The organism is Vibrio sp. RE86 (genome assembly GCF_013114545.1).
Classification (GTDB): Bacteria; Pseudomonadota; Gammaproteobacteria; order Enterobacterales; family Vibrionaceae; genus Vibrio.
Genome location: NZ_VTXI01000021.1, coordinates 31,166 through 54,507, shown reverse-complemented (window position 1 = coordinate 54,507; position 23,342 = coordinate 31,166). Strand labels below are relative to the sequence as shown.

Annotated in this window: 19 protein-coding genes; 8 read left to right on the top strand and 11 right to left on the bottom strand. The window is 44.4% G+C overall.

Annotated elements, in window-relative coordinates; all coding sequences use genetic code 11:
• Positions 1-44 precede the first annotated feature (44 nt).
• Together lldD and F0231_RS17310 are read right to left on the bottom strand one after the other, a co-directional pair.
• On the bottom strand, positions 45-1,184 hold the full coding sequence (gene lldD, locus F0231_RS17315) for an FMN-dependent L-lactate dehydrogenase LldD (protein ID WP_171760954.1): 1,140 nt from the start codon (positions 1,182-1,184) through the stop codon (positions 45-47).
• Between the two features lie 127 nt (positions 1,185-1,311).
• Positions 1,312-3,003: an L-lactate permease gene (locus tag F0231_RS17310; RefSeq protein WP_171760953.1), complete on the bottom strand. Its 1,692-nt coding sequence runs from the start codon at positions 3,001-3,003 to the stop codon at positions 1,312-1,314.
• 154 nt (positions 3,004-3,157) lie between these two features.
• Here F0231_RS17310 and F0231_RS17305 point away from each other — a divergent pair, with 154 nt between their 5' ends.
• The gene (locus F0231_RS17305) at positions 3,158-4,057 is read left to right on the top strand and encodes a LysR family transcriptional regulator (protein WP_171760952.1); all 900 of its coding nucleotides are present in this window, start codon (positions 3,158-3,160) and stop codon (positions 4,055-4,057) included.
• On the opposite strand, the gene F0231_RS21260 is transcribed toward F0231_RS17305, so the two are convergent.
• The 3 genes from F0231_RS21260 to F0231_RS17290 form a co-directional block, all read right to left on the bottom strand.
• The gene (locus F0231_RS21260; RefSeq protein ID WP_171760951.1) at positions 4,054-4,806 is read right to left on the bottom strand and encodes a PilZ domain-containing protein; all 753 of its coding nucleotides are present in this window, start codon (positions 4,804-4,806) and stop codon (positions 4,054-4,056) included. The two genes, F0231_RS17305 and F0231_RS21260, sit on opposite strands and share 4 nt — an antisense overlap.
• A gap of 144 nt (positions 4,807-4,950) precedes the next feature.
• Positions 4,951-6,573: an ABC transporter ATP-binding protein gene (locus tag F0231_RS17295; protein WP_171760950.1), complete on the bottom strand. Its 1,623-nt coding sequence runs from the start codon at positions 6,571-6,573 to the stop codon at positions 4,951-4,953.
• Positions 6,574-6,585: 12 nt separating this feature from the next.
• Positions 6,586-7,080, bottom strand: a complete 495-nt coding sequence (locus tag F0231_RS17290; protein ID WP_171760949.1) for a hypothetical protein — start codon at positions 7,078-7,080, stop codon at positions 6,586-6,588.
• Positions 7,081-7,282: 202 nt separating this feature from the next.
• On the opposite strand from F0231_RS17290, the gene F0231_RS17285 reads away from it, so the two are divergent.
• Positions 7,283-9,643, top strand: a complete 2,361-nt coding sequence (locus F0231_RS17285; protein WP_171760948.1) for a Lon protease family protein — start codon at positions 7,283-7,285, stop codon at positions 9,641-9,643.
• A 72-nt stretch (positions 9,644-9,715) separates the two neighbouring features.
• Here the strand turns inward: F0231_RS17285 and F0231_RS17280 are convergent, their stop codons facing one another.
• The gene (locus tag F0231_RS17280; protein WP_171760947.1) at positions 9,716-11,020 is read right to left on the bottom strand and encodes an inosine/guanosine kinase; all 1,305 of its coding nucleotides are present in this window, start codon (positions 11,018-11,020) and stop codon (positions 9,716-9,718) included.
• 164 nt (positions 11,021-11,184) lie between these two features.
• Complete coding sequence (locus tag F0231_RS17275) at positions 11,185-11,658, bottom strand: CreA family protein (RefSeq protein WP_171760946.1); 474 nt, start codon at positions 11,656-11,658, stop codon at positions 11,185-11,187.
• Positions 11,659-11,811: 153 nt separating this feature from the next.
• On the opposite strand from F0231_RS17275, the gene F0231_RS17270 reads away from it, so the two are divergent.
• On the top strand, positions 11,812-12,312 hold the full coding sequence (locus tag F0231_RS17270; RefSeq protein ID WP_171760945.1) for a flavodoxin: 501 nt from the start codon (positions 11,812-11,814) through the stop codon (positions 12,310-12,312).
• Between the two features lie 192 nt (positions 12,313-12,504).
• A complete protein-coding gene (locus F0231_RS17265; RefSeq protein ID WP_171760944.1) occupies positions 12,505-13,152 on the top strand; it encodes an HAD-IA family hydrolase in 648 nt (215 codons plus the stop codon).
• 6 nt (positions 13,153-13,158) lie between these two features.
• Here the strand turns inward: F0231_RS17265 and F0231_RS17260 are convergent, their stop codons facing one another.
• On the bottom strand, positions 13,159-13,368 hold the full coding sequence (locus F0231_RS17260) for a hypothetical protein (RefSeq protein WP_171760943.1): 210 nt from the start codon (positions 13,366-13,368) through the stop codon (positions 13,159-13,161).
• A 241-nt stretch (positions 13,369-13,609) separates the two neighbouring features.
• On the opposite strand from F0231_RS17260, the gene F0231_RS17255 reads away from it, so the two are divergent.
• Positions 13,610-14,707 carry an efflux RND transporter periplasmic adaptor subunit gene (locus F0231_RS17255; RefSeq protein ID WP_171760942.1) on the top strand — a complete coding sequence of 366 codons (1,098 nt, stop codon included), beginning with the start codon at positions 13,610-13,612 and terminating at the stop codon, positions 14,705-14,707.
• A gap of 11 nt (positions 14,708-14,718) precedes the next feature.
• On the top strand, positions 14,719-17,778 hold the full coding sequence (locus tag F0231_RS17250; protein ID WP_171760941.1) for an efflux RND transporter permease subunit: 3,060 nt from the start codon (positions 14,719-14,721) through the stop codon (positions 17,776-17,778).
• Positions 17,779-17,831: 53 nt separating this feature from the next.
• On the opposite strand, the gene F0231_RS17245 is transcribed toward F0231_RS17250, so the two are convergent.
• Both F0231_RS17245 and torT read right to left on the bottom strand, forming a co-directional pair.
• Positions 17,832-18,287 carry a methylglyoxal synthase gene (locus F0231_RS17245; RefSeq protein ID WP_171760940.1) on the bottom strand — a complete coding sequence of 152 codons (456 nt, stop codon included), beginning with the start codon at positions 18,285-18,287 and terminating at the stop codon, positions 17,832-17,834.
• A gap of 13 nt (positions 18,288-18,300) precedes the next feature.
• Positions 18,301-19,311, bottom strand: coding sequence for a TMAO reductase system periplasmic protein TorT (gene torT / locus F0231_RS17240; RefSeq protein WP_171760939.1), 1,011 nt, complete (start codon positions 19,309-19,311; stop codon positions 18,301-18,303).
• 80 nt (positions 19,312-19,391) lie between these two features.
• On the opposite strand from torT, the gene torS reads away from it, so the two are divergent.
• Positions 19,392-22,280, top strand: coding sequence for a TMAO reductase system sensor histidine kinase/response regulator TorS (torS, locus tag F0231_RS17235; RefSeq protein ID WP_171760938.1), 2,889 nt, complete (start codon positions 19,392-19,394; stop codon positions 22,278-22,280).
• A gap of 9 nt (positions 22,281-22,289) precedes the next feature.
• Positions 22,290-22,829 (top strand): GNAT family N-acetyltransferase, encoded by a 540-nt coding sequence (locus F0231_RS17230; protein WP_171760937.1) that lies wholly within the window; start codon positions 22,290-22,292, stop codon positions 22,827-22,829.
• 52 nt (positions 22,830-22,881) lie between these two features.
• On the opposite strand, the gene cueR is transcribed toward F0231_RS17230, so the two are convergent.
• Positions 22,882-23,268, bottom strand: a complete 387-nt coding sequence (gene cueR, locus F0231_RS17225; protein ID WP_171760936.1) for a Cu(I)-responsive transcriptional regulator — start codon at positions 23,266-23,268, stop codon at positions 22,882-22,884.
• Positions 23,269-23,342: the final 74 nt, after the last annotated feature.

Here is a 23,342-nt window from a genome sequence, read left to right as displayed (position 1 = left end):
TTACTGCCTTCGCTATTCTACGGCTTTACTTACTTCTTCAGAATTTACTTAATATTGACCAGTGAATCTCGATTTAACTCGCTGATACTGTTGGCACCTGTCAATGTCATTGCCACTCGCATCTCCTTTTCATAAAGATCGAGCAGGTTCTCGACACCTGACTGCCCTTGGGCGGCGAGGGCATAAATGAAGGAGCGTCCGAGTAAGGTGCAATCTGCGCCAAGCGCTAACATTCGAACGACATCTAGTCCGGTACGGATCCCCGAATCTACGAAGATTTTCAAATCTCCCTTTACTTTGTCGGCAATCATTGGCAGAGCCTTCGCCGTCGAAAGTACACCATCAAGTTGTCGACCGCCGTGATTAGATACCACGATGCCATCGGCGCCGAATGTTACGGCGTCTTTGGCGTCTTGCTCATCCAAAATACCTTTAATCACCATTGGACCATCCCAATAATCACGAATCCACTCTAGGTCTTTCCAGCTGATCGACGGGTCGAAGTTAGCGCCTAACCAGCCGATGTAATCTTCTAGCTTGGTTGGTTCACCGCGGTAGGTCGAAATATTGCCAAGATCATGAGGTTTGCCAAAAAGGCCCACATCAAAGGCCCATTGTGGGTGACGCATAGCTTGGAAAACACGTCTCGCTGCGGCGTTCGGACCACTCATCCCCGAATGCATGTCGCGGTAACGTGCGCCAGGTACAGGCATATCGACAGTAAATACGAGCGTGGTAACGCCTGCGGCTTTTGCGCGCTCAAGGACGTTTTTCATGAAACCACGGTCTTTAAGTACATAGAGCTGAAACCACATCGGTCTCTCGAGCTTTGGTGCCACTTCTTCAATTGGGCAGACCGATACCGTAGACATGGTAAAAGGGATCCCTTTGTTCTCGGCAGCTTTCGCCGCTTGCACCTCACCACGTCGAGCATACATTCCTGTTAAGCCGACAGGAGCAAGTGCGATAGGCATAGATAATTGTTCACCAAAGATTTCGGTACTAAGATCTAGGTCTTCCATATTGTTTAGCACTCTCTGCTTGAGAGCGATTTCCGCTAGATCTTCAGTGTTTTTTCTTAGCGTATGCTCACCGTAAGAGCCACCATCGATATAGTGAAAAAGGAACGGGGGAAGCTTTGACTTTGCTGCCGCACGGTAATCAGTTGAAGCAGAGATAATCATATTTCAGTCCTATCAAAATAAAGCATGTACCTTTCTATGAAGGTTTGGGAATAGAAGGGGGGACGTTAATACACCTGATTTTTATTGAAACAGGGCGGGGAAGTATTAACGTCCGATTGTTTTAAAGTTAAAGCATTAACGCATCAGTAATTTGTAGACCGTAAATGGCTACAAGACCAACTACGCCAGTAACAAAGAGATAGTAAAGTGTAGGGATAATGGTCTTGCGTAGAGTTGCACCCTCTCGACCAAGCAAGCCTACGGTTGCAGATGCGGCAACCACATTGTGAATTGCAATCATGTTGCCCGCTGCAGCGCCAACGGCTTGAAGAGCAACGACTACAGCACTTGAAATTGTCAGTGTTTGAGCCACTTCGAATTGGAATTGACTGAACATCATGTTCGATACGGTGTTTGAACCTGCGATAAATGCCCCAAGTGCACCGACCGTCGCACTGAGGGCAGGGAAGGCTTCGCCAACCAGCCCAGCAGCGAAATTAGCCGTGGTTACTGGCATGCTCGCAAGGTCTGCGCCATTGATGCCTGAGTTGATAAAGATTCGAACCATAGGGATAGTGAAAACAAGAACGAAACCTGCACCAATCAGTGTCTTGCTCGACTCACCAAAGGCTTTTGTCAGTGGTGAAACACTACGAGATTGCAGAAGCACCGCAACAAGTGCCACAAAGACTAAGATTCCGCCAGGTAAGTAGAGAGGTTGAATCGCAGTGCTAATGCCCACTTCACCAAGAATGTTGCTAAACGAAAGGCTAACGCTACGCAGAAGGTCTTTGAACTCTGCGCTAACGCGGCTAGCTACTAGAACAACGGCTAACAATACATAAGGTAGCCATGCCATTGCCATGCTCATTGGTTTCGCTTTGGTCTCTTCTAGATCGATCTTTAGAGAACCTAGCCATTCAGCAGGCCACAGTTTCTCGTCTTCAAAGTCCCAAGTGCTTTTGGGTATTAGGAAGCCGCGTTTTGCTGCAGAGACAACAACTGAAAGACCAACCAGACCACCAATTAATGAAGGGAACTCTGCGCCAAGGAAAACACCTGTTAGTGCGTATGGAATCGTGAATGCGAGTCCAGCAAACAGTGCGAATGGCAGAATGTCTAATCCTTCAGTCCAGCTGCGCTTTTTGCCGAAGAAGCGCGTAAGCATCATCGCTATCAAAACAGGAATTAGAGTGCCTACGCCAGCGTGAATAAGAGCAACACTTGACGTGATTTGCTGAAGGTAAGCGTCCCAAGTTGAACCGTTCGCGACTAGTGCTTCCCCGATGTTGTGAGTATCCAGACCTTTGTTGACGCCCACGATGATTGGTGTACCAACTGCACCGAAAGATACCGGTGTTGATTGGATCATCATACCCATAAGAACTGCGGCTAAAGCTGGGAAACCAATCGCAACAAGCAGTGGAGCTGCAATGGCGGCTGGAGTACCAAAGCCTGAAGCCCCTTCAATGAAGGAACCAAAACACCAAGCAATAATGATCGCTTGTACACGTCTATCAGGAGAGATATTGGTAAACCCGTTACGAATGGTTGAAATCGCACCGGTATGTTTCAAAGTATTGAGTAGGAAAATGGCACCAAATACGATCCATAAGACAGATACGGTGATACCTAAGCCCTGAAAGACTGATGCTAATACGCGGGTTGTTGACATATCCCACGCAAACAGCGCGATGATGACCGTTAGGCTAAATGCGACTGGCATCGCTTTTTTGGCTGGCCAGTTTAGGCCGACGAGAAGTATGGCAGCCACCACTATTGGTGAGAAGGCCACTAAGGCTAGTAATGTTTCACTCATTGGTATGTCCTTTACATTCTTTAGATGGACTCTTAGGAGTCTCTTAGAATTTATAATTGTGACGTGTATGTTAATTTGGGGTGAATTTACCCCTTTATTTTTTATTAATATAGGGAAATAATGAAAATAATTAATTCCAAAAGTGACATAATCAATGCGTTCAGATGATTTAATCTTGTTTTCTCAGGTCGTTGAATTGGGGAGTTTTAGTAAGGTTGCAGAGCTAAATAGCCTTACAAATTCGGTAGTTAGCAAGAGGATCGCCCGATTAGAAGAAGACATCGGTGTACAATTATTATATCGAACAACGCGTAAATTGACGCTGACTGAAGCCGGAAAGGCCTTAGTGCATGGGGCCAAAAATGTGAAGCAGGCCACCCAAGAGGCTATGGATGCAGTTTCAGGCTTTGGTGAAGAGGTGAATGGTCACATTAAAATGTCGGTGCCGACGATTTCTGGGGACTTAATTTTGGCGGATGCCGTTGCTGAATTTTGTCATCAACATCCAGGGCTTTCGGTCGATATGTCGCTTGATAACAAGTTTGTCGATCTTGTGGATGGGGGTTATGACCTTGTTATCCGTACTGGGTATTTAGAGGACTCCAGCTTAATCGCTCGTCATATACTGGATTCCCAGTGGGTAGTTTGCGCTTCTCCCGCTTATATTGCGCGAAACAGTAAGCCGAAAGAGCCGAAAGACTTAGTGCTGCACAACTGTCTACAGTACGCGTATCAGACAACAGGGGCGAGTGAGTGGGAGTTCAAGTCAGAGAGCGAAAACTACATCGTTAAAGTGTCTGGCTCTTTTTCAACGGATAATGCAACAGCGCTAAGAAAAGCGGCCTTGGGCGGCTATGGTATCGCTTACGTGCCAAGATGTTTGGTGTATCACGACATTCGAAGTGGACAGTTGGTCGATCTATTTCCTGAGCAAGTGGGAAAGAGGTTAGGTATCTATGCGGTATACCCATTCACTCGACAGCCACCAAACAAAGTGAAATTGCTCATCGAGCATATACGCACAAGATACTTAACCATCTCACACTATTTTTAGTTTTCACTTTGCTTTTGCTCCAATGCGTTGACTAACTCTTCAGCATGGGACTGCGTTTGCTCGTCAAACATTATGCCGTAATAGTAGTGATTCGTGGTGACCATTACATTTTTCAGTTCACCTGAAAGCGGTTCTGTTTCGATATCGCAAAAATGTAAAGTCAGTACTTCGTTAACGTCGAAATAGCTCAACTTACGTGGGATACGCAATTGGCAACCTTTAGATGATAGGTTGGTGACTGTGGCTTCAATTTTTTTAGGGTCGCGGTCAATAAGCACTCGTTCATTCAACTTTACCTTGCGTTGAATTTGGTCCATACGCTGGATCACCGCTGTTCTAGGAAGCTCAATCATAAAAACATTTTTTCGATTTAGTTGTGTGGTTTCAAGAAAGGTAGACCTAAAATATAAGGCGGTGCCTTCCGTTTCATTCCGATACATTCCCTTTATTTTGAAACCTCGCCGCATAAACCTTGCCGTATCTTGTTCAGGGATACCTTCAGGCTGCTCAATAACGAGCACTTTATTAAACGCGGATCCGATCAACGTACTTTTGCATCGAATGGAAGTACCGGTAGGGTGGAAGATGGACAGAAGTAACTGACTTTGAGTTGTCAGTGTTTTAAATGCTTCAATACCTGTAACGATTGTCTCTGATGAATTGTCTTTGCTATTACTGTTGTTCTGATTTTGTTGAATAGGATTGCTTTCTGATGAAGCCACCTGTTCCTTGGCGAGGGTAGTTTCCACAATAGACTCCTGATATCCGATCTTAATACCAATTTACGGTATGATTGACTGTATATCAAGAGGGTACAGAAAATGTTTATAAAAAAACCGACGCTTCCATGCGTCGGCTTTAGGGTCGGCGGCCAAACCGAACGAGTTATAAGCTTAGGCAGCTTCTGTCTCTTCTTCTAGTTCAAATGACGCTGCGATGAGCTTTTTCGTGTAATCACTTTGAGGGTTGTGGAAAATCTCTTCTGCACTGCCTTGTTCCATGACTTCGCCTTTCTGCATCACCAACACGCGATCGGAGAGCGCTTTTACGACACTTAAATCGTGACTGATAAACAAAAAGCCGATGTTGTGTTTCTTCTGAATATCTTTCAGTAGCTCTATCACAGTGAGCTGGACTGATCGATCAAGCGCAGAAGTTGGTTCATCCAGTAAGATGAAAGATGGTTCAAGAATCAGAGCTCTAGCAATAGCGATACGCTGACGTTGCCCACCCGAGAACTCGTGTGGATAGCGGTTGATCGAGTGAGGATCTAAACGAACTTCTTCTAGTGCGGTTCTTGCTCTTACCATACGTTCCTGACGCGAAAGGTGAGGCTGATGAACGGTCAGACCTTCAGTGATGATATCGCCAACAGTCATCCGAGGGGAAAGTGAACCATAAGGATCTTGGAACACCATCTGAATGTCTTTCTTAAGTTTAAAACGCTGTTTATCTGAAAGTTGATTGAGCGATTGCCCTTTAAACTCAATATGCCCAGTAGAAGGAAGAAGACCGATTAAGGCGCGCCCTAACGTCGACTTCCCTGAACCAGATTCGCCAACAATACCGAGTGTTTCACCTTGCTTAAGTTCTAGAGAGATACCTTTCACGGCTTCAAAGTATTGGTTATGCTTCGCCATAAAGTGTGACTTAATAAGAAACTTAACGCGAATATCGTCAGCTTTAAGTAGGGCAGGAGCGGAGTCTTCAATAGGGCTCTTACTGCCTTTTGGTATCGAGTTGATGAGCATTTGGGTGTATTCATGCTGCGGATCGGCAAAAAGCGCGTCACACTCTCCTTCTTCAACCACGTCTCCTTTACACATCACAATTACGCGATCAGCAAGGTGTTTAACGACACCTAAATCATGAGTAATAAAGAGGATCGACATCCCCATTTTAGCTTGAATCTCTTTGATCAGGTTGAGGACCTCCGCTTGTACCGTTACGTCCAAAGCGGTAGTCGGTTCATCGGCAATCAAAATATCAGGTTCGTTAATGAGCGCCATTGCGATCATAATGCGCTGCAACTGACCGCCAGAAAATTCGTGGGGATACTTGGTATAAGCTTGTTGTGGGTTCGGTAGGTGAACAAGATCAAATAGCTCTAATACCTTCTCTTTCGCTTGGCTACGTGTGACGCTTCGGTGACACATAATGGCCTCGGCAACTTGAATGCCGACTCTCATGTATGGGTTGAGAGAGGTCATTGGTTCTTGGAAGATCATGCCAATTCGGTCACCTCGAATGGACTGCATCTCCTTTTCTGTCAGATCAAGTAGTTGCTTACCTTCGAACTCAATTTCAGCTCTAGGGTGAACGATGGCATTGTTCGGCAATAGCTGCATCAAGGCGTTGGTTGATACCGATTTACCACTTCCTGATTCACCAACAATTGCCAGTGTTTCACCTTTAAACAGATCAAAACTGACTTCCTTCACGGCATCAACAATACCATCGTTTGTGGTAAAGCTGACCGATAGCTCGCGAACTGAAAGGATTGGCATCTGTGACATTGTATTTCCTTATTAATTTATTATGTGTGCGCTTTCCATAACCGCATTGTGTTGTTTCAAGGTAGAAAAGTAATGGTGGGCTTTCTGGACATGTTCGAACTCAAGCATCCACTGTGCGCTTCTTTGGGCATTACAAAAAGCCCCAATATGACGGAGTAAGTCTTCGCACTGGTTATGAATAATGTGTTGGGTTGCTTGAACCAAGTCGAACGTTTCAATCGACACAAATTGCAGATGTGCATAGGTTTGATTGAGGAGGTTGAACGCTTCTTGCTGTTGGCCCATCTTGTTCAGTATCTCTGACTGAGAAACCGCAGCATCACGTAGCCCTGTTACTAAGCAGCTAAATTGACATGGTTTAGTATCGGTTGAAGAGAGGGCGGATTGCAGGTGCCCAGGGAGATGGTTTAAGACTTGATCGTATAAGTAATGCGCCTCTGGCCAGTGCCCTTGTTCTAACAATTGCTCAGCTTTTAGATAATGTGCCCAACATTGTTGCAGTTCCATGTTCAAATACTCCGCTCACCATTTGAGGCCACTATTTAAATGCAATTTATTAACCAATGCAAATAATTATCATTTAAAAGTGATATTAAGATGATTTTGTGTAAAAAGTAATCACTTGAACGTGTTCTGGTTGTAAGTCACTAAAATCTAAATAATTCTGGCCTAAACTAAGGGCAAGATAGAAAAACACAAGGATAGAGTGATGACGATTCAAAGACTTGATGCCAATCAGCTATACCTAGCAGCTGAACTAGAAAAATTAGAAAGCAAGTCTACTAAAGAGTTGCCGCCTATCGATGAAATTGTCGGTCAAGAGCGAGCTCAAAAAGCAGTAGAGTTTGCGATGTCGATTAAAGAGAAAGGCTATAACATCTACGCTATCGGGCAAAATGGCCTTGGTAAGCGCACGATGATTTTACGCTACCTTAATCGTCATCAGCACGACGCGCAGGCACTTTACGACTGGTGCTATGTTGCAAATTTTGAAGATATTAGAACACCACGAGTTCTTAAGTTGCCTTGTGGAGTCGGTAGCAAGCTTAAGCAAGATATCGAAAAGCTGATGTCCAAACTTGTTAACGCTATGCCATTGGCGTTTGATAACGAGCTTTACTACAGCCGTGCTGACAAGCTGAAGAATCAGTTGGCAGCCAAGCAAGAAGCTGAGCTAGCACTGATCACTAAAGACGCCAAAACCAAAGGGATTAGCCTGACGATTACTACTCAAGGTGACTATCAGTTCGTCGCAATGAATGGTGAAGAGCTGCACAGTGAAGAGTCATTTGATGAGCTGAGCAAAAAAGAGCAAGAGGAGTTCGGCGAAGCAATCGACGACCTCGAAGTTCAATTGCGCAATATGGTTCGTCAGCTGACCGAGTGGGAAGAAGCGTACAGTGAGAAAATCAAGAAGCTCAATGATGAAGTGACGTTGGACGTTATTACGCACTTTATCAAACAGCTGAAAAAGGATTACTCAGGTTATCCGGTAATCAAGAGTTACTTGACCGAGTTGCAAGCCGATATCGTCGAGAATGCCGATATATTTTTGGAACAGAGTGCAGAGCAGGGCGAAGCGGCGACAGCATCACTTGATAAAAAATTGCCACGACGTTACAAGGTTAACGTGCTTGTAAGCCGTAAGAGCGATGAGTTCCCGATTGTTGTAGAAGAGAACCCAAACTATCACACATTGTTTGGCTATATTGAGACGGCAACGTTTAAAGGTACTGTGTTTACGGATTTCTCACTGATCCGCCCTGGTAGCCTGCACAAAGCGAATGGCGGTGTGCTACTTATGGACGCTCAAAAGGTACTTGAACAACCTTATGTATGGGATGGGCTTAAACGTGCGTTAAGAGCGCGTCAGTTAAGTTTTACCTCATTAGAAAAAGAGGTGACATTGACGGGTACGGTCTCTCTTGATCCTGAAGCGATTCCATTAGATGTGAAGATCATCCTCTTTGGCGACTATCGTACTTACCAACTACTGCAACACTACGATCCGGAATTTAGCGAGCTATTCCGAGTGACGGCTGACTTTGAAGACGAGATGAAACGCAATCCAGATTCAGAGCTTCAATACGCTAAGTTTATCTCGAGTGTGGTCAACGACAATGGCATGTTGCACTGTGATAGAAAAGCAATCGCACGGATTATTGAACACAGCTCCAGACTGGCAGGCGATCAAACAAAGATCTCGCTTCACTCTGCCAATATCGCCAACCTTTTGCGAGAGTCGAACTACGTTGCAAGGCAAGCAAACTCGAACATGATTCGTTCTAGTCATGTTGAAGAAGCGCTGTCGAATCAAGAGCTTCGAGTGAGCCGACTTAAAGATAGCGTCATGGAAAGCTTTATCAACGGTACAACGCTTATTCATACCCATGGTGAAGCGGTTGGCCAAGTGAATGCGCTTTCTGTACTTAGTACCAGTGAGTATATGTTCGGTGCGCCAAATCGAATTACTGCGACCACCTGTTACGGTGAAGGTGAAGTGATCGACATCGAACGTAGTGTTGATCTCGGTGGCAGTATTCACTCTAAAGGGGTGATGATTCTGACCGCTTATCTGTCCTCAGTGTTTGGTAAGACGGCGAAAGTTCCCCTCAGTACAACGATTACATTTGAACAATCTTATGGCGGTGTCGATGGTGATAGTGCGAGTATGGCTGAATTTTGTGCCGTTGTTTCCGCATTTTCTAAGCAGCCAAACCGCCAAGACATAGCCATTACCGGTTCTATGAACCAATTTGGTGAGTCTCAACCTATTGGTGGTGTGAACGAAAAAATCGAAGGCTTCTTCGATGTGTGTGAAATCAAAGGTCGCACCGATTCTCAAGGTGTCATTATTCCACGTTCGAACATGCACAATTTAATGCTGCGTCCTGACGTGGTTAAAGCGGTTGAAAAAGGTGAGTTCCACATCTGGGCGATTGAGCACGTGACCGAGGCCATAGAACTATTTACTGGCAAACCTGCTGGCACGCCGAGTGATGAAGGCAGCTATCCGATTGATACGATATTTGGTATTGCGCAAGCGAAACTGAATGCGTTGAGAAAATAGCATCAAAACAAAGAGCCCCACATTAAATGTGGGGCTCTTGCTTTAATTCGTTAGAAAGTGACCGTTATCGTCTTAGCGATCCCAGTATGCTTCTTCTAAGCTGTCTTCACGCTCTGGCAATGCTCGGCCCAAACGAGGAGAGTGCTGCGTTAACACCTCATAGCTTACACGGTTAGCGTACTTACAAATCTGAGAAAGAGATGAGTACGTTAGGTATGGCTGATCATGCTTCGATGAGTTAGGTACATTCATCAAATGATGGCTATTGGCTGCCATGTCGTGCAGAAGCGCTGAAAGAGCAGCATCACCGGCACCGTTGGTGTTCTTAATTTCAAGTGGACCACCAAGGTAAGGGCCAATATGCGAGTACACCTTTAACGGGTTTGCGCATTCATCACGACGCATTGCGCGGCTAAACTCGTACTTATTGAACTCAGCGATATTACCTGGCAATAGAGGAAGTTCAGTTTCACGCTTAACGCTGTCTTCTGTGTAACCAGCCATGTAAAGACCTGAAGGGCCTGCAGTACACAGCACAAGGTCAACCCATTCCAACGCTTTATCGGCAGCAAGAAGTGGATCTTTTTCTCCCGTTAGGGCTTCACCTTCTTCTTCGTTCATTGCAACGATAGTGATGTTTTCTTTGATGTAATCTTGCCACCATTTGGCGTTGCCTTCGATTACCCATTTAGTACCAAGAGTCAGGACAACAGGTACGTTGTTCTCTTTTGCAAGCTCGATTGCGCGTGCGACCGCTTGAGGCATCGGGTCTTCAGGTTTGCCGCGCATTAGGTAAGAAGAAACAACCAGTGCAGAGGCTTTCTCGAACACTTCTTCAGGAATGCTGTCAGGACGAAGCTTGTTCATCTCACCTTCGTTGATAGCAAACGTACGCTCTCCATTCTCGGAGATTAGTGTGTAACAGCGACCAATTGAACCTTCAACCGTTTGTAAGTGGTTCAGGTTCATACGAGAAGACGTGCGACATAGGTAACGGTATGCAAATGAGCCTACTTCAATGTTACGCGACATTACGCCAAGTAGAACGGACTTACTATCAGCTAGAACAGAGTAGTTATGCAGTGTGTTACCGATCGTGTCACCAGGGTATTGGTGAGTGATCAAGCCACGTTCGACTAGCTCTTCATACAGTGCATCCGCTTTGCTCTCTTCTAAGACTAGAGAGTGTCCTTTACTCAAGTCGTATTTTGCTAGGAACTCATCGTCTACACGAGCTTCGATGTCAACAATCGTTTGACCAATACCAACAACAATCGGGCGATAAAGCTTTGGTGTTTGCTTCATTTGGTTGATTAATGGGTCACGAGCGTGTGTAGGAAAGTAGTGCTTAGATTTGCGCTGTCCGGGAAACTTCATTTTAAAAGTGGCGTTGAAAATTTTCCCGCATGATATCACATTAATGTAAGATTCCTTTCATTTTTATTACATAAAAAAGTGCCAAAGACACTGCTTTGGCACTTTTTTAATCGATTTTTCAGCGGCATAACGAATGTCGTCTGATGCTACATCGTTTAAACCGTTTAGTTGCTTACTGTCACTGGTTGGTCAACGTAAGCCGCTGTACCCCAAAGTGGAACAGTAGATAGGCTATGTTTAAAGCTGCTATCTGTTTCTTTGGTTGTGTATGACAAGTAGAGTAGGGTTTGGTTTTCTGCATCATAGATGCGTCGAACCTTCATTGTTTTAAAGAAGATACTTTTAGACTGCTTGAAGACAACCTCGCCAGATTGACTCTTGTCGATCTTCGCAATCATCTCAGGAGTAATCTCGCCGGTTTGGCGACAAGAAATAGAAGAGTCACTTGGGTCGGCAAGCGAAAAGTCGGCTTCTACAGAGGCTATGTGACAGGTTACGCCAGGAATTTTTTCGTCATCTAAGTTCTTTACCGATAGATCCTTTAGACTAAAGATGCCAAGGTCAACATTACCCACCTCATTGTCAGAACAGCCCGCGACTGAAGCTGCGATGAGTGTAGCCATTAATATCTTTTTCATGCTTTATCCTGAATAGGTCTATAAATGTGATAGAGACAGCATATCAGTTTTTGTTCATATATTCTGGATATCTGTTCAAAATACTTGTGGCCTCAATGTGTTATCGAGTAAGCTTTCATCAACTTAGAGTATACAAACAGGTTTAACCTTATTATGTCGTTACCTCAGATTGCCGAAATTAAGAATAACTGGCTTTATCAACAAGTTGACGTACAGTTTCCGACCAAGGAAAGTCTTATAGGGTTAGAGGTATACAAAAAGGCGGTTGAGAGCCGTCAATACAAGCGTATTGAGCACAATACAGGCGAGCAAGCCTCTTTTGCACAAGACGATATTTTTTTAGTTGATTTTCATCGCTTAACCGTCATGTTCTCCTTGCTTCAATCAACGCAATGGCACGACAGCTCAGATCAAGACATGATCGTCGAGTTTCTTACTCAAATTATCTATTCAGAACCTTGTGCTCTGTATTTAGGCTTTAAGTCCGGTGAACCGGTAGCGGCTGCTATTATTTCTCAGCATGAAGGTTCTGTGTTGGTTTCCGATGTTGTGGTAAAAAGCGGAGACGAGAGTGAAACTGCTGCATTTGTTTCAGCGGTTTTGACTAAATACGACCATACGACACAGGCTGAAGCGTTGTATTTAGAGTTTTAAGCTCACCGCTAGCTTCCCTTCAACACTTGCGACTTTCGTCTGATCTTTATGTGAGTATGGACACCAAAAAAGGTGACGTACTCTAAACTTCTGCATCTAATCTCATCCAATCAAATAAACTGTTAACTGGGTCATTTTAATTATCACCAAATTTTCTAATATTTCTCGAAGCGAAATAAGAAGGTGATTTTCATGGCAAATACACAAGCACAATGCGTAATCTTTGATTGTGATGGCACGCTTGTCGATAGTGAGCGACTTTGTTGTCAGGCACTATGCGAAACCTTCCATCGCTTCAATGCAACGTTAACAATGGAAGAAGCGATTAACCACTTTGAAGGTGGCAAGCTTGCTGACATCTTAGCGGCGACGAAACAGCGTTTAGGGGTAACGGTTTCAATAGATCGATTAGAACCCATTTATCGCGACATTCTCGATGATCTGTTTGAAGAACAGTTGAAGCCAATGGATGGCGTGTTTGAAATGCTCGATAACCTCAATCAGCGTGGTGTGGAGTACTGTGTCGCTTCTAATGGCCCGGTAGACAAAATAACACGATCTCTTGAGTTAACTGGGCTTCTACCTTTCTTTAAAGGGAAAATATTCTCTGCGTTTGATACCAACAGTTGGAAACCTGAACCTGACCTTATTTTATACAGTGCAATGAATATGGGCTTTAGGCTGCAAGAGTGTGTCTATGTCGATGATACGCCAAAAGGTCTTGAAGCGGGCATTCGAGCTGGCGTTCATACTGTGCACCTTACAAGGCTGAACAACAAATCTCATGAGTTAGAGCTGACGAAGATCCACAGTTTGAAAGAGTTGGAGTCGTTAATCTAAAGGGAATTAATGCATTAAAGAAACGGGGACATAGCCGATACTTTGAGTATTAGAAAGAGGGCGAGGAATCGGCTGCTCGTTAATGACCGTTTTGATGTCTTCAAAGAAAGAACCGCACTCCGCACACAGCATCTTGTCACTAGACGAGAGTAAGTACTCTTCACTGCCGCACAGTGGGCAACATAGCACATCATTTGATGTTTTCTCTTTACACATAGAGTGATCTCCTAGCAACAGCGATTAGTTTAGATGGGTATATTTTTTATTATTCTTGGACAGATTAACGCCATACCCTAAACGTTACAATTCCATTTTAGTCTAATTCTCTTCTTAGAAGTCCGATCGCCTTATAATTTGAATATTATTGGGAAGCAATTCATATAATCAAGATCTGCTAACTTTAAAAAAACGCCGTTTTGTATATAATGGTACAAAATACCATTTAGAGATTGATACTTTGAAACGCCTACTACTACTGCCATTTCTCGTTGCACTAAGTGCATGTGGTGAACGTTCGGAAAACGCATCGAATGTCGCTGAACTTCAAGTCAAAAGTGTAAAATATATCGAAACGGAATTCGCTGATCATCAGCAAACTAGGCAGTTTGGCGGTGAGGTGAAGAGTGCAACTACATCCCCTCTAAGTTTCAAAGTGAGTGGTACAATCGAAGTCCTCCATATCAAAAAGGGCCAACGAGTAGAAAAGGGAGAGCTCATTGCTGAGCTAGACAAAGAAGAGTTTAAACTTGCTTTAGCTAAGGCAAGAGCGTCTTTAGGGTCAGCTACGGCTGCACACGTCCAAGCCAAAGACCAATATGAGCGAGCAAATAAGCTTAAGGAAAAAGGATTCGTATCGGACTCTGAACTCTTTTCAATTAAAGCGGATCTTGATGCAAAAGCGCAGCAAGTGAATGTTGCGGTCACAGACGTTAACAACGCAGAGCTTAGCCTTGCACGAACTGCTTTATACGCGCCATTCTCAGGTCAGGTAAGTGCGGTATTTCTTGATGAGTTTACTAAGATTAGCTCCGGTACAACGGTCATTGAACTGATCAACTCGAACGCTTACCAAGTGGACTTTTTGGTTCCAGAATCTCTAATCGGTGAAGTGGATTTTGGCGAACAGATTAACGTGATTATTCCTGCTCTAAATGGATTAGTACTTGAAAGTTCAGTCAGTGAAATTGGCGCTGTGGTCGAAAAGGGCAATGCCTACAGCGTGACTCTTATGTTGAGTCAAGCTCATGATTTACTGAGAAATGGTATGACGGCGCACGTGGAGTTCAACATTGGTCAGCAAAATGAAAAGATTGTGTTTTTGCCGCTAACGGCGTTTGACTTTAATGATTATGAAGAGCGTGGCGAGCAGAACAATGCGGCTATCTTTGTCGTCAACGAGCAGTTAACTCTTGAAAAACGTTATGTTCAAGTCCGACGCAATATCAATAGCGATGTGGTTGTACTGAATAATCTTTCTGCTGGTGAAAAGGTTGTCGTTGCTGGTGTGCCTTATTTGTTTGAAGGGCAACAAGTGTCTCTTTGGAATGGTATTTAAGGAGAGACACCATGGAAAAGTTGACCCGCTTAGCGCTTAACTTTAATCGCTTTACTCAAGTATTTCTCATCATGCTGGTGCTCATTGGTTACAAAACCTTTATGAGTGCGCCTAGCAAAGAAGATCCTGAGATTGTCATTCGAAATGCAGTGGTGGTTGCTCAGTTCCCGGGAATGTCGCCAGAGCGAATCGAAAACTTCATTACCAAACCACTAGAGCGAGAGATCAAGCAGATCCCTGAAGTGACGGATATTAAGTCATTTTCTCGTACGGGGGTTGCTCAAATTAACGTAACGGTTGATGACCAGTTTTTTGATCTCCAACCTATTTGGGACAATCTTCGTAACCGAATGGATGCGATAAAGCCCCAACTTCCTGATGGGACCCAAGGCCCATTTGTAAATGATGAGTTTGGTCAGGTCTATTCGGCAACGATTGCACTTTATGGTGATGACTTTACGCAAGGCGAGTTGAACACGGTCGCTGAAAACATCCAAGACCGTTTGAACAGTCAACGAACCGTATCACAGGTTGAATTGTATGGCGTTAATGAAGAACGTATCTGGATTAAGGCTAACCCTGATGCGCTTGAAAACGACAAGTTTCAGTTTAAGCAAGTGATCCAAACACTACAGGCTCGAAACGTTGTGATGCCTGGTGGTGTGATTGAAGCGGACTCATTGGAAGTAGAGATTGAACCCACCGGCAACTTTCAGTCTGTCGAAGATATCCTTAACCTTGATTTGTACATTCGTGAGCTTGATAACACGGTTTTCTTACGTGATTTAGCGACAGTCTACCGCGGTTATGAGGAGCCATTTAACACACCTGTCTATTTCAACAATCAACGCGCGATCATTATTGCTGCGGCGATGATTGATGGCGCGCAGAGTGACCAGTTCGGGCAAGAGATTGAGCGTTTTCTTACTGAAGAGAAAACAAAACTACCAGTAGGTATGCAGTTAGAGTTAGCGACATTCCAACCAGAAAAAGTTGATGTTGCAGTGAAGTCTGCAACCAATAACTTATTGCAGACAATCGGTGTCGTCTTAGCCGTCGTAATGATATTTCTTGGCGTCAGAATGGGGCTGATTGTCGGCAGTATCGTTCCTTTAACCATCTTAATGACTGTTATAGGAATGACATTGTGGGGTGTCGAACTGCAAAGAATGTCGATTGCGGCGATCATCATTGCACTCGGGCTGCTGGTGGATAACGGTATCGTTATTGCGGAGTACATAAAAACTAAGATTGCAGAGGGCGTAGAACGAAAAGAGGCTGCCATTGAAGCTTCTCGTACCATGGCGCTGCCGCTGCTTACCTCATCGTTAACGACAATTTTGGCCTTTATGCCATTGCTGCTCGCACAAGATGTGACGGGTGAATATCTGCGTTCACTCTCTCAGGTAATTACCATTGCGCTTCTTAGCTCTTGGTTTCTGTGTCTTTTCGCTACCCCTGTTATGTGCGTATGGTTCATGCGCGATAGCAAAGAAGGAAATCAACCAGCGAAAGAGACAAAGTTTCATACTGGTTATCGTAAGGCGATTACCACAGTATTGAATTTCCGCTTTAGCTTTATTACAACTGTATTGGTTATTTTTGCCCTAGCTATTTATGGTTTCCGTTTTGTAACGGTTCAATTCATGCCAGGTTCGGAGCGCAACCAATATTTGGTTTTTGTCGATCTGCCTGCTGGGACAAAAGTTTCCGAAACGGAAAGAGTGACTGAACGTCTTAATAATTGGTTACTTAACCAAGAAGAAAATCCAGAAGTGACCAGTACCGTTGCGTATGTTGGTGATGGTGGTCCTCGTTTTTTCTTGGCTCTGTCTCCAATAGATCGCCAACCAAATCGTGCATTTTTAGTTGTAAACACCACAGACTCCAATGCCGCACTGACCATGGTTGAAAAGACCAACCGTTTCTTTAACACCGATCTTCCTGAAGCAAGTGGTCAAGCGAAACGTATGTGGCTTGGTGGCACAGAGTTAGGGTTAGTGGAATATCAAGTCGTTGGGGAAGACATCGAGACCTTGCAAAACATCGCATTAGAAATCGAGCAAGTTCTTCGACAAATTCCGGGTGCAGTCGGTGTACGCAACGATTGGGAAAACAACGTGCCTAAGCTTGTGGTAAATATTGACCAAGCATTAGCGCTTAGAGCAGGGGTTTCAAGCCGAGACATCGCTCAGAGCCTAGAAGGCTATTTACGTGGAAAGACAATCACAAGCTATCGCAGTGACGAAGATGTCATTCCAGTCGTTGTAAGTGGCAGTGATGAAGATAAACGAATCGAAGAGTTATTCTCTGCTCAAATCGTATCAAGTGGTACGGGGGCGGCATTACCTTTGATTCAATTCGCAACCATTGAGGCACATAGCGAGCCGTCAGTCATCCGTCGTTTTAACTTAGAGCGTACAGTAACGATCAGCGTTAAACACGATTCGCTTCAGGCTAGCGAATTAAATAAACTGGTTCAGCCAGCGTTGGATAAGCTTGACCTTCCTCCAGGTTACGATATTTACCTTGGTGGTGAGCTAAAAGGGGCGAGCAAGGCAAACGGCGCGTTATTTGGTTACTTACCTCAGTGCTTTGCTGTGATGATCTTGCTGTTGCTTTTGCAATTTAACTCAATTCGCCGCCCAGCAATTATCTTAATGACGATTCCGCTGTCATTGATTGGTGCATCATCAGGCTTGCTTATCATGGATGCGTATTTTACGTTCCCAGCAATGTTAGGCATCTTCAGTCTAGCGGGGATCATTATTAACAATGGTATTGTCTTAATCGATTGTATCGAACAGCAAAGAGAGACAGGTCTTTCTGTGAAGTCGTCTATTGTTGAAGCCTGTGTTACGCGTTTTAGACCTATCATAATGACGACGCTGACAACGATTCTTGGGCTTGTACCGCTTGCTATCTCTGGCGGGGAGTTCTGGTACTCGATGGCGATTGTGATGATCTTTGGTATGGCAGTGGGAACGGTGCTGACCCTTGGTGTAGTGCCAGTGCTTTACAGTCTATTTTTCAGAGATAGACAAGCGAAAGCGTCCTTACAAACTGCTTAAAATAACAAAGCCTGCGTCGATGCAGGCTTTTTTTTATTCATCTTGAGATGGTGTTAAGTACGATTCGCTAGGTAAGCTTCGTAATCAGGGATCTCAATATCTACTTTTTCGGTAATCAGCTCAGACTCAATGATGAACTTAGCGGTTGCGCGGTTTGTTGCAACTGGAATATTCCAAACGCTCGCAATACGCAATAGTGCTTTTACATCAGGGTCATGAGGTACGGCGTTGAGTGGATCCCAGAAAAAGATCAGTACATCAATCTTACCTTCTGAGATAAGGGCACCTAGCTGTTGGTCACCACCCATTGGGCCGCTGATCATACTTTTGATTGCTAGGCCCGTTTCTTTACTCAGCATTGAGCCAGTGGTGCCTGTCGCATACAAGAAATGTCCTTGCAGCTTCTCTTTGTTCTCAGTAACCCAACGCAGCAGCTCAGGCTTACAATTGTCATGAGCAACAAGTGCGATGTGTTTGTTTTCCGGTAGTGTACGAGTCGTTTTTTCCATCAAGACTTCCTAATTATTTGTTTTCGTTATAGACGTAAAAAGTAGGGCGGTACTCTGAAGGCGATAGAGATTGATCGATCACTTCTGAGTCTAAATTATCTGGTGTTAAAGGTTCAATCGTAGGGGCAACAACACGGTTGTACTGTTCTCCGCGGAGGTAACTGACCGCTTGTCTGATTGAGAGGCGGCCTTGTTTTACCATTTTATCTGTTGGTGCGAATTCAACACGGCCTCTTAAAAGTCCTCGGTATACGCCGTGACTTAAGTAAGTTGAAACTAAACCGATACTGTCTTGCATATTTGAACTTCTCAGTTCGCTAATGGCCGCTTCGATTGCAACGGCGCTGCCCACTATGTAATCGGTGTTCTTATTGTCGATGGCGGTTTGAACTAGGTTACGCTGTAACTCCTTGTCATTATCAGCCCAATAGGTGTCGATGATTCGAATGTCGCTTCCTTTGATCGCATCATAAATGCCTTTGACGACAGGCTTTGTACCACCGCTTGACTGAGGGCCCGGTAATAACACGACATTCGCGATGCCTGAACCTGTGGGGTGTTTGGCCTTAAGGTATTCTCCGGTGTAATGACCCATCCAATACCAATCTACGCCAACCTGACCTTTAACCACATTGCTGTTAGCTTCATCGACGCTCAGCTCATTCACGGCAGCAAAAACTGGTGTAGAACTCGCAGTTTGACGCAGAGACGTGTAGAACAAGTCAGGGGAGACCGTACCTAAAATAATGGCGTCAGCATCCCAACGCACACAAAGTGAAATTTGCTCTTTTTGCTTTTCAAAGTTTAGGTAGCCCCCAGACTCAAGCACTCTTAAATCAACGCCTTGCTGATTGGCTTCATCGACCATCCCATAGTTAACTGAAAGCCAATAAGAGTCTTTCAAATGCGGGTATACCGCGCAGATACGTTCGGGCTCGTTGGCTTGAGCCAAGTTAGGGATAGTCAGCAGGCTAACCATGCTGAGGAGTGGTGCTCGCTTTTTAATAGCGGAGATCAAAGACATGCAGTATTTCGTTGGTAAAGGCACAATAAACACTGCAAAATATACCGCATTATAGAAGACTAAAGAAGTGAAGATTCTCTATGTTACTCGCTAAAGCCAGTATTGGTCGTAAGTTGCTGTTTGCGTTTATCGCGATGGCACTGCTGGTTTTGATTTCCGCTCTGATTGGTGTATTTGGTTTCACTTCGGTGGCTAAAACTGAGCGTAACGTCGTTAACTCTGCAATTCCATCTATGATTGAAGCCCGCCAGGTATCGGAACTCAGTTCACGCATCATTTCATCGGTGCAAACATTATCAAATGCGAAGACCGAAGCGGAACGTCAAGCATCAGGTCAGGCACTATTCTCGCAATTAGAGTCTCTGCTTACACACATCAAACAGTTAGGATCGGACTCGTTTGATTCATCATTGCTTAATAAGTTGGAATCTGACCTTCAAGTCGTCATCGATACACTCGCTAAATTGGGTATTAGTGTCGAAAAGCGACTATTTCTCGATAGTGAACTTAAAGTCAGAACATCGCAGCTACGCGAGTTAGCCAAAGAACTGGAACAACTTACACGTACTCAGGTCTCCAATACATCAACCATTGCAGTCGCGAACGTTACGCATATTTACGACCTGTTGGAGAGCGATAATAAGCAACAAGCCTACCGAGCGCTCGATACCTTGGTTGAGGTCGACCTTGACTTGGCTGAGCGCTTACACGAGCTTCATCTGTTGGCTTTTAAGCTACTCAATCATATCGAAGAGACGCGAACTATTTCGAATATTGACCGTATTCGCACGATCCGTCAGGAGTTCAACAACAACTTGTCGATTATGAAGCGCCGAGTGAAAGCGGTAGAAGATCCTACTCGATCGATTCAAATGGTCGATTTGCTTGTTCAATTAGAACAACGTGAAGTGGTATTCGAAGTGCTCCTAAAACGTTACGAGAACGAACTTCTTGCTCAGCAGCTCATGCAAGATACTTTGACCCAGTTCTCAACACTGAATACCACAGTAAACAAGCTTATCGATGAATCGAATGCGGCGACAACAAAAGCGGTCGCAGAGTTAAAAACTACACTGGATTACGCTCAGTTAACCCTGACGATTATTACCATACTCGGCATGGTGGGTGCGGTTTTAATCGTTTGGAAAGTGGTCTATTTGTCGGTTTTAAAACGACTAGCAGAGTATTCATCAGCTCTTCTTTCCATCGCGAAAGGTCAGCTTCAAGTAGATGTGACTGTGAAAGGTAACGATGAGCTTGCACACATGGGGCAGGCCATTATTACCGCGCGAGATACAGCGCGCGCACTTAAAGTCGTTGCTGAGAGTGAAACCAAAGCAAAACGCGAACTAGAAGAACACAAAGAGCACCTAGAAGAGCTGATTACAGAGCGCACGCACCAGCTTCAAAATGCCAATGTTCGCCTCAACGAAGAGGTTGAAAATCATGCTAGAGCACGGAAAGAGGCTGAACAAGCAAGTAAGGCAAAATCTGCATTCTTAGCGACCATGAGCCACGAAATACGAACTCCAATGAATGGTGTACTTGGGACAGCCCGCTTGCTAAAGGATGCAGGTCTGAATAGCACACAAGGGCACTATGTCGATGTCATTAACCGCAGTGGTCGAACGCTATTAGCGATTCTGAATGATGTATTGGATTACTCAAAGATAGAGGCGGGGCATTTAGCGATACGCCCAACAGACTTTAATCTATATTCGATGGTTGAAGATACAAAACAACTGTTAGATGGGCGAGCACAAGAGAAATCACTAGCACTCGAGTCTTTTATTGAATCCGATGTCGAGAAGTACTGGCACGGTGACGTGACGCGAATTAGTCAGGTGTTAAATAACTTGGTGGGTAATGCGATTAAGTTTACCGACTCTGGTCATGTTGATGTCTATGTCTCTTTGGATCTTGATATCGAAGGTAATGTTCTGTTTGAAGTCACTGACAGTGGTGTTGGTATTAGCGAACAGGAGCAGTTAACACTGTTTGATGCGTTTACTCAAGCATCTGGCGGATTGAGTGCGAAGGGGGGAACAGGGCTTGGCCTTGCGATTAGTCGACGTATTGTCGAAGCGATGGGTGGCCAGTTGAATGTTGAGTCCACCTCAGGTGAAGGCAGTCGATTCTGGTTCTCAATTCCATTGGTCGTCGGTCACGCGGTTGAAGAATTAGAGACAAGCTCTGAGTGCCTAATTGATGCCAAAGTTCTGTTGATTGAAGACAACCCAGTAAACTGCATGGTGGCAGAAGGCTTCTTGAACAGTATGGGGCATCAAGTACATACCGCAGTTGATGGCCAAAGTGCGGCTGCGCTGTTTGATTCGCAACGATTTGATATTGTTTTAATGGATATCAACCTACCAGACTGCAACGGTGTTGACTTACTGGCACAACTAAAACGTTCAGAACGTGAGTGCGGTAACCCGCCAACGCCGATGATAGCGGTGTCGGCCCATGTCTATAATGAGGAAGTGGCTAGCTATCTTTCAGCAGGTTTTGATGGTTATCTACCCAAACCTTTGGACAAAGATGCGCTTTGTCACACCGTTCAAAACAGCCTAGATGGCAAAGAGTTACTTTTGAAACAAAGTGATTGTCATGAGGAGAAAACCGTTATGACCGCACGATCAGTGATTAATCCAGCGATAGTGACATCAGATATGAATGTCCTTGGCAAACCAAAGATGCAAGAAATCGCGGAGTTGTTTTACAGTAGTGCCGATGAAGCATTGGAACTACTAGCTTCAGCGCATGAACAGACGAATAGTAACGACGTAAAAAGTGTTGCCCACAAGCTGAAAGGATCGGCAGGCAGTTTGGGGTTAGATGCCTTATTTGATGTGTGTTTGGAAATAGAAAAAGACACTCAGCCAGTTGATTGTTATGCTAGCAATAAGTCACGACTGCACACGATTGTTGTTGAGTCTAAAACTGCACTAGCAAAGCTTTTAACATAGAGACGTATAATGATAAAGATTGAAACCGATAAGCTATCAATGACACAAATTACGGAATCTGACTGGCTGCTATTTGAACGACTAAATCAAGATGACGAAGTGATTCGTTACGCGTTTAATAAGCCCTCTAGCGAGCAAATTCGTGAACGTTTTGACTCTCGATTACCAACGTGGTCTTGGCCAAGTTTGCATTGGTTATGTCTTGTTATTCGCGAAAAATCAACAGGGCAGGCTATTGGTGTTACAGGCTTATGTGTTTCAGAAGAACAGCAAGATCAAGCTGAAGTCGGTTATCTATTGTTACCAGAGTTTCATGGTAAAGGCTACGGTACAGAATCATTGATTGGACTGATTGATCATGTGACTCACAATTACCCAATTCACACTGTAAATGCGATCGTTACCGATGGAAATGTCGCTTCTTGTAAAGTGCTGGAAAAGGCGGGCTTTAATCTTGCTGAAAGAGAAATCGATGCTTATGAGATTGGTGGTAAGCTTTATGATGATCTCATTTATCGACTGCATGTGAACGAAGTCGAGTCTGCGTAATTACATCTTTAACATACTGAAAAGCAGCGATATTTCGCTGCTTTTTTGTTGGTTACTTGGTCAAGTCTTCAATGATGGGGCAGGAACTTCCTGAGTCACCCGGGCATACGGACACCCAACTTTTCAGTTGACGTTCAATTTCACGAAGCTGTGCGATCTTGTGCTGTACCTCATCGAGCTTCTCTTTTGCCTTTGCTTTCACTTCACTGCTTTTTCGGTTTGGGTTTGATGCGAGTTGGACAAACTCTTTGCATTCAATAAGAGAAAAGCCTGCACTCTTGGCACGAGAAATCAGATTAAGTTGTTGAATATGCTGATCAGAATACTCTCTGTAACCCGACTCGCTGCGTGCTGGAGCATTGATCAGCCCCTTATCTTCGTAAAGACGAATGGACTTACTCGAAAGACCTGTCAGTTTCGCTACTGCGCCAATGTTCATTAATATTCCTCGCTTACTACAATGAAAGCAACTTAGTCATACTGTCCTTATTTTAACGCCTTTGTGATACGGAA

Bases quoted from the DNA above. Each gene is read 5' to 3' on its own strand.
- lldD (WP_171760954.1), bottom strand. From the start codon at position 1,184: ATGATTATCTCTGCTTCAACTGATTACCGTGCGGCAGCAAAGTCAAAG.
- F0231_RS17310 (WP_171760953.1), bottom strand. From the start codon at position 3,003: ATGAGTGAAACATTACTAGCCTTAGTGGCCTTCTCACCAATAGTGGTG.
- F0231_RS17305 (WP_171760952.1), top strand. From the start codon at position 3,158: ATGCGTTCAGATGATTTAATCTTGTTTTCTCAGGTCGTTGAATTGGGG.
- F0231_RS17295 (WP_171760950.1), bottom strand. From the start codon at position 6,573: ATGTCACAGATGCCAATCCTTTCAGTTCGCGAGCTATCGGTCAGCTTT.
- F0231_RS17290 (WP_171760949.1), bottom strand. From the start codon at position 7,080: ATGGAACTGCAACAATGTTGGGCACATTATCTAAAAGCTGAGCAATTG.
- F0231_RS17285 (WP_171760948.1), top strand. From the start codon at position 7,283: ATGACGATTCAAAGACTTGATGCCAATCAGCTATACCTAGCAGCTGAA.
- F0231_RS17280 (WP_171760947.1), bottom strand. From the start codon at position 11,020: ATGAAGTTTCCCGGACAGCGCAAATCTAAGCACTACTTTCCTACACAC.
- F0231_RS17275 (WP_171760946.1), bottom strand. From the start codon at position 11,658: ATGAAAAAGATATTAATGGCTACACTCATCGCAGCTTCAGTCGCGGGC.
- F0231_RS17270 (WP_171760945.1), top strand. From the start codon at position 11,812: ATGTCGTTACCTCAGATTGCCGAAATTAAGAATAACTGGCTTTATCAA.
- F0231_RS17265 (WP_171760944.1), top strand. From the start codon at position 12,505: ATGGCAAATACACAAGCACAATGCGTAATCTTTGATTGTGATGGCACG.
- F0231_RS17260 (WP_171760943.1), bottom strand. From the start codon at position 13,368: ATGTGTAAAGAGAAAACATCAAATGATGTGCTATGTTGCCCACTGTGC.
- F0231_RS17250 (WP_171760941.1), top strand. From the start codon at position 14,719: ATGGAAAAGTTGACCCGCTTAGCGCTTAACTTTAATCGCTTTACTCAA.
- F0231_RS17245 (WP_171760940.1), bottom strand. From the start codon at position 18,287: ATGGAAAAAACGACTCGTACACTACCGGAAAACAAACACATCGCACTT.
- torT (WP_171760939.1), bottom strand. From the start codon at position 19,311: ATGTCTTTGATCTCCGCTATTAAAAAGCGAGCACCACTCCTCAGCATG.
- torS (WP_171760938.1), top strand. From the start codon at position 19,392: ATGTTACTCGCTAAAGCCAGTATTGGTCGTAAGTTGCTGTTTGCGTTT.
- F0231_RS17230 (WP_171760937.1), top strand. From the start codon at position 22,290: ATGATAAAGATTGAAACCGATAAGCTATCAATGACACAAATTACGGAA.
- cueR (WP_171760936.1), bottom strand. From the start codon at position 23,268: ATGAACATTGGCGCAGTAGCGAAACTGACAGGTCTTTCGAGTAAGTCC.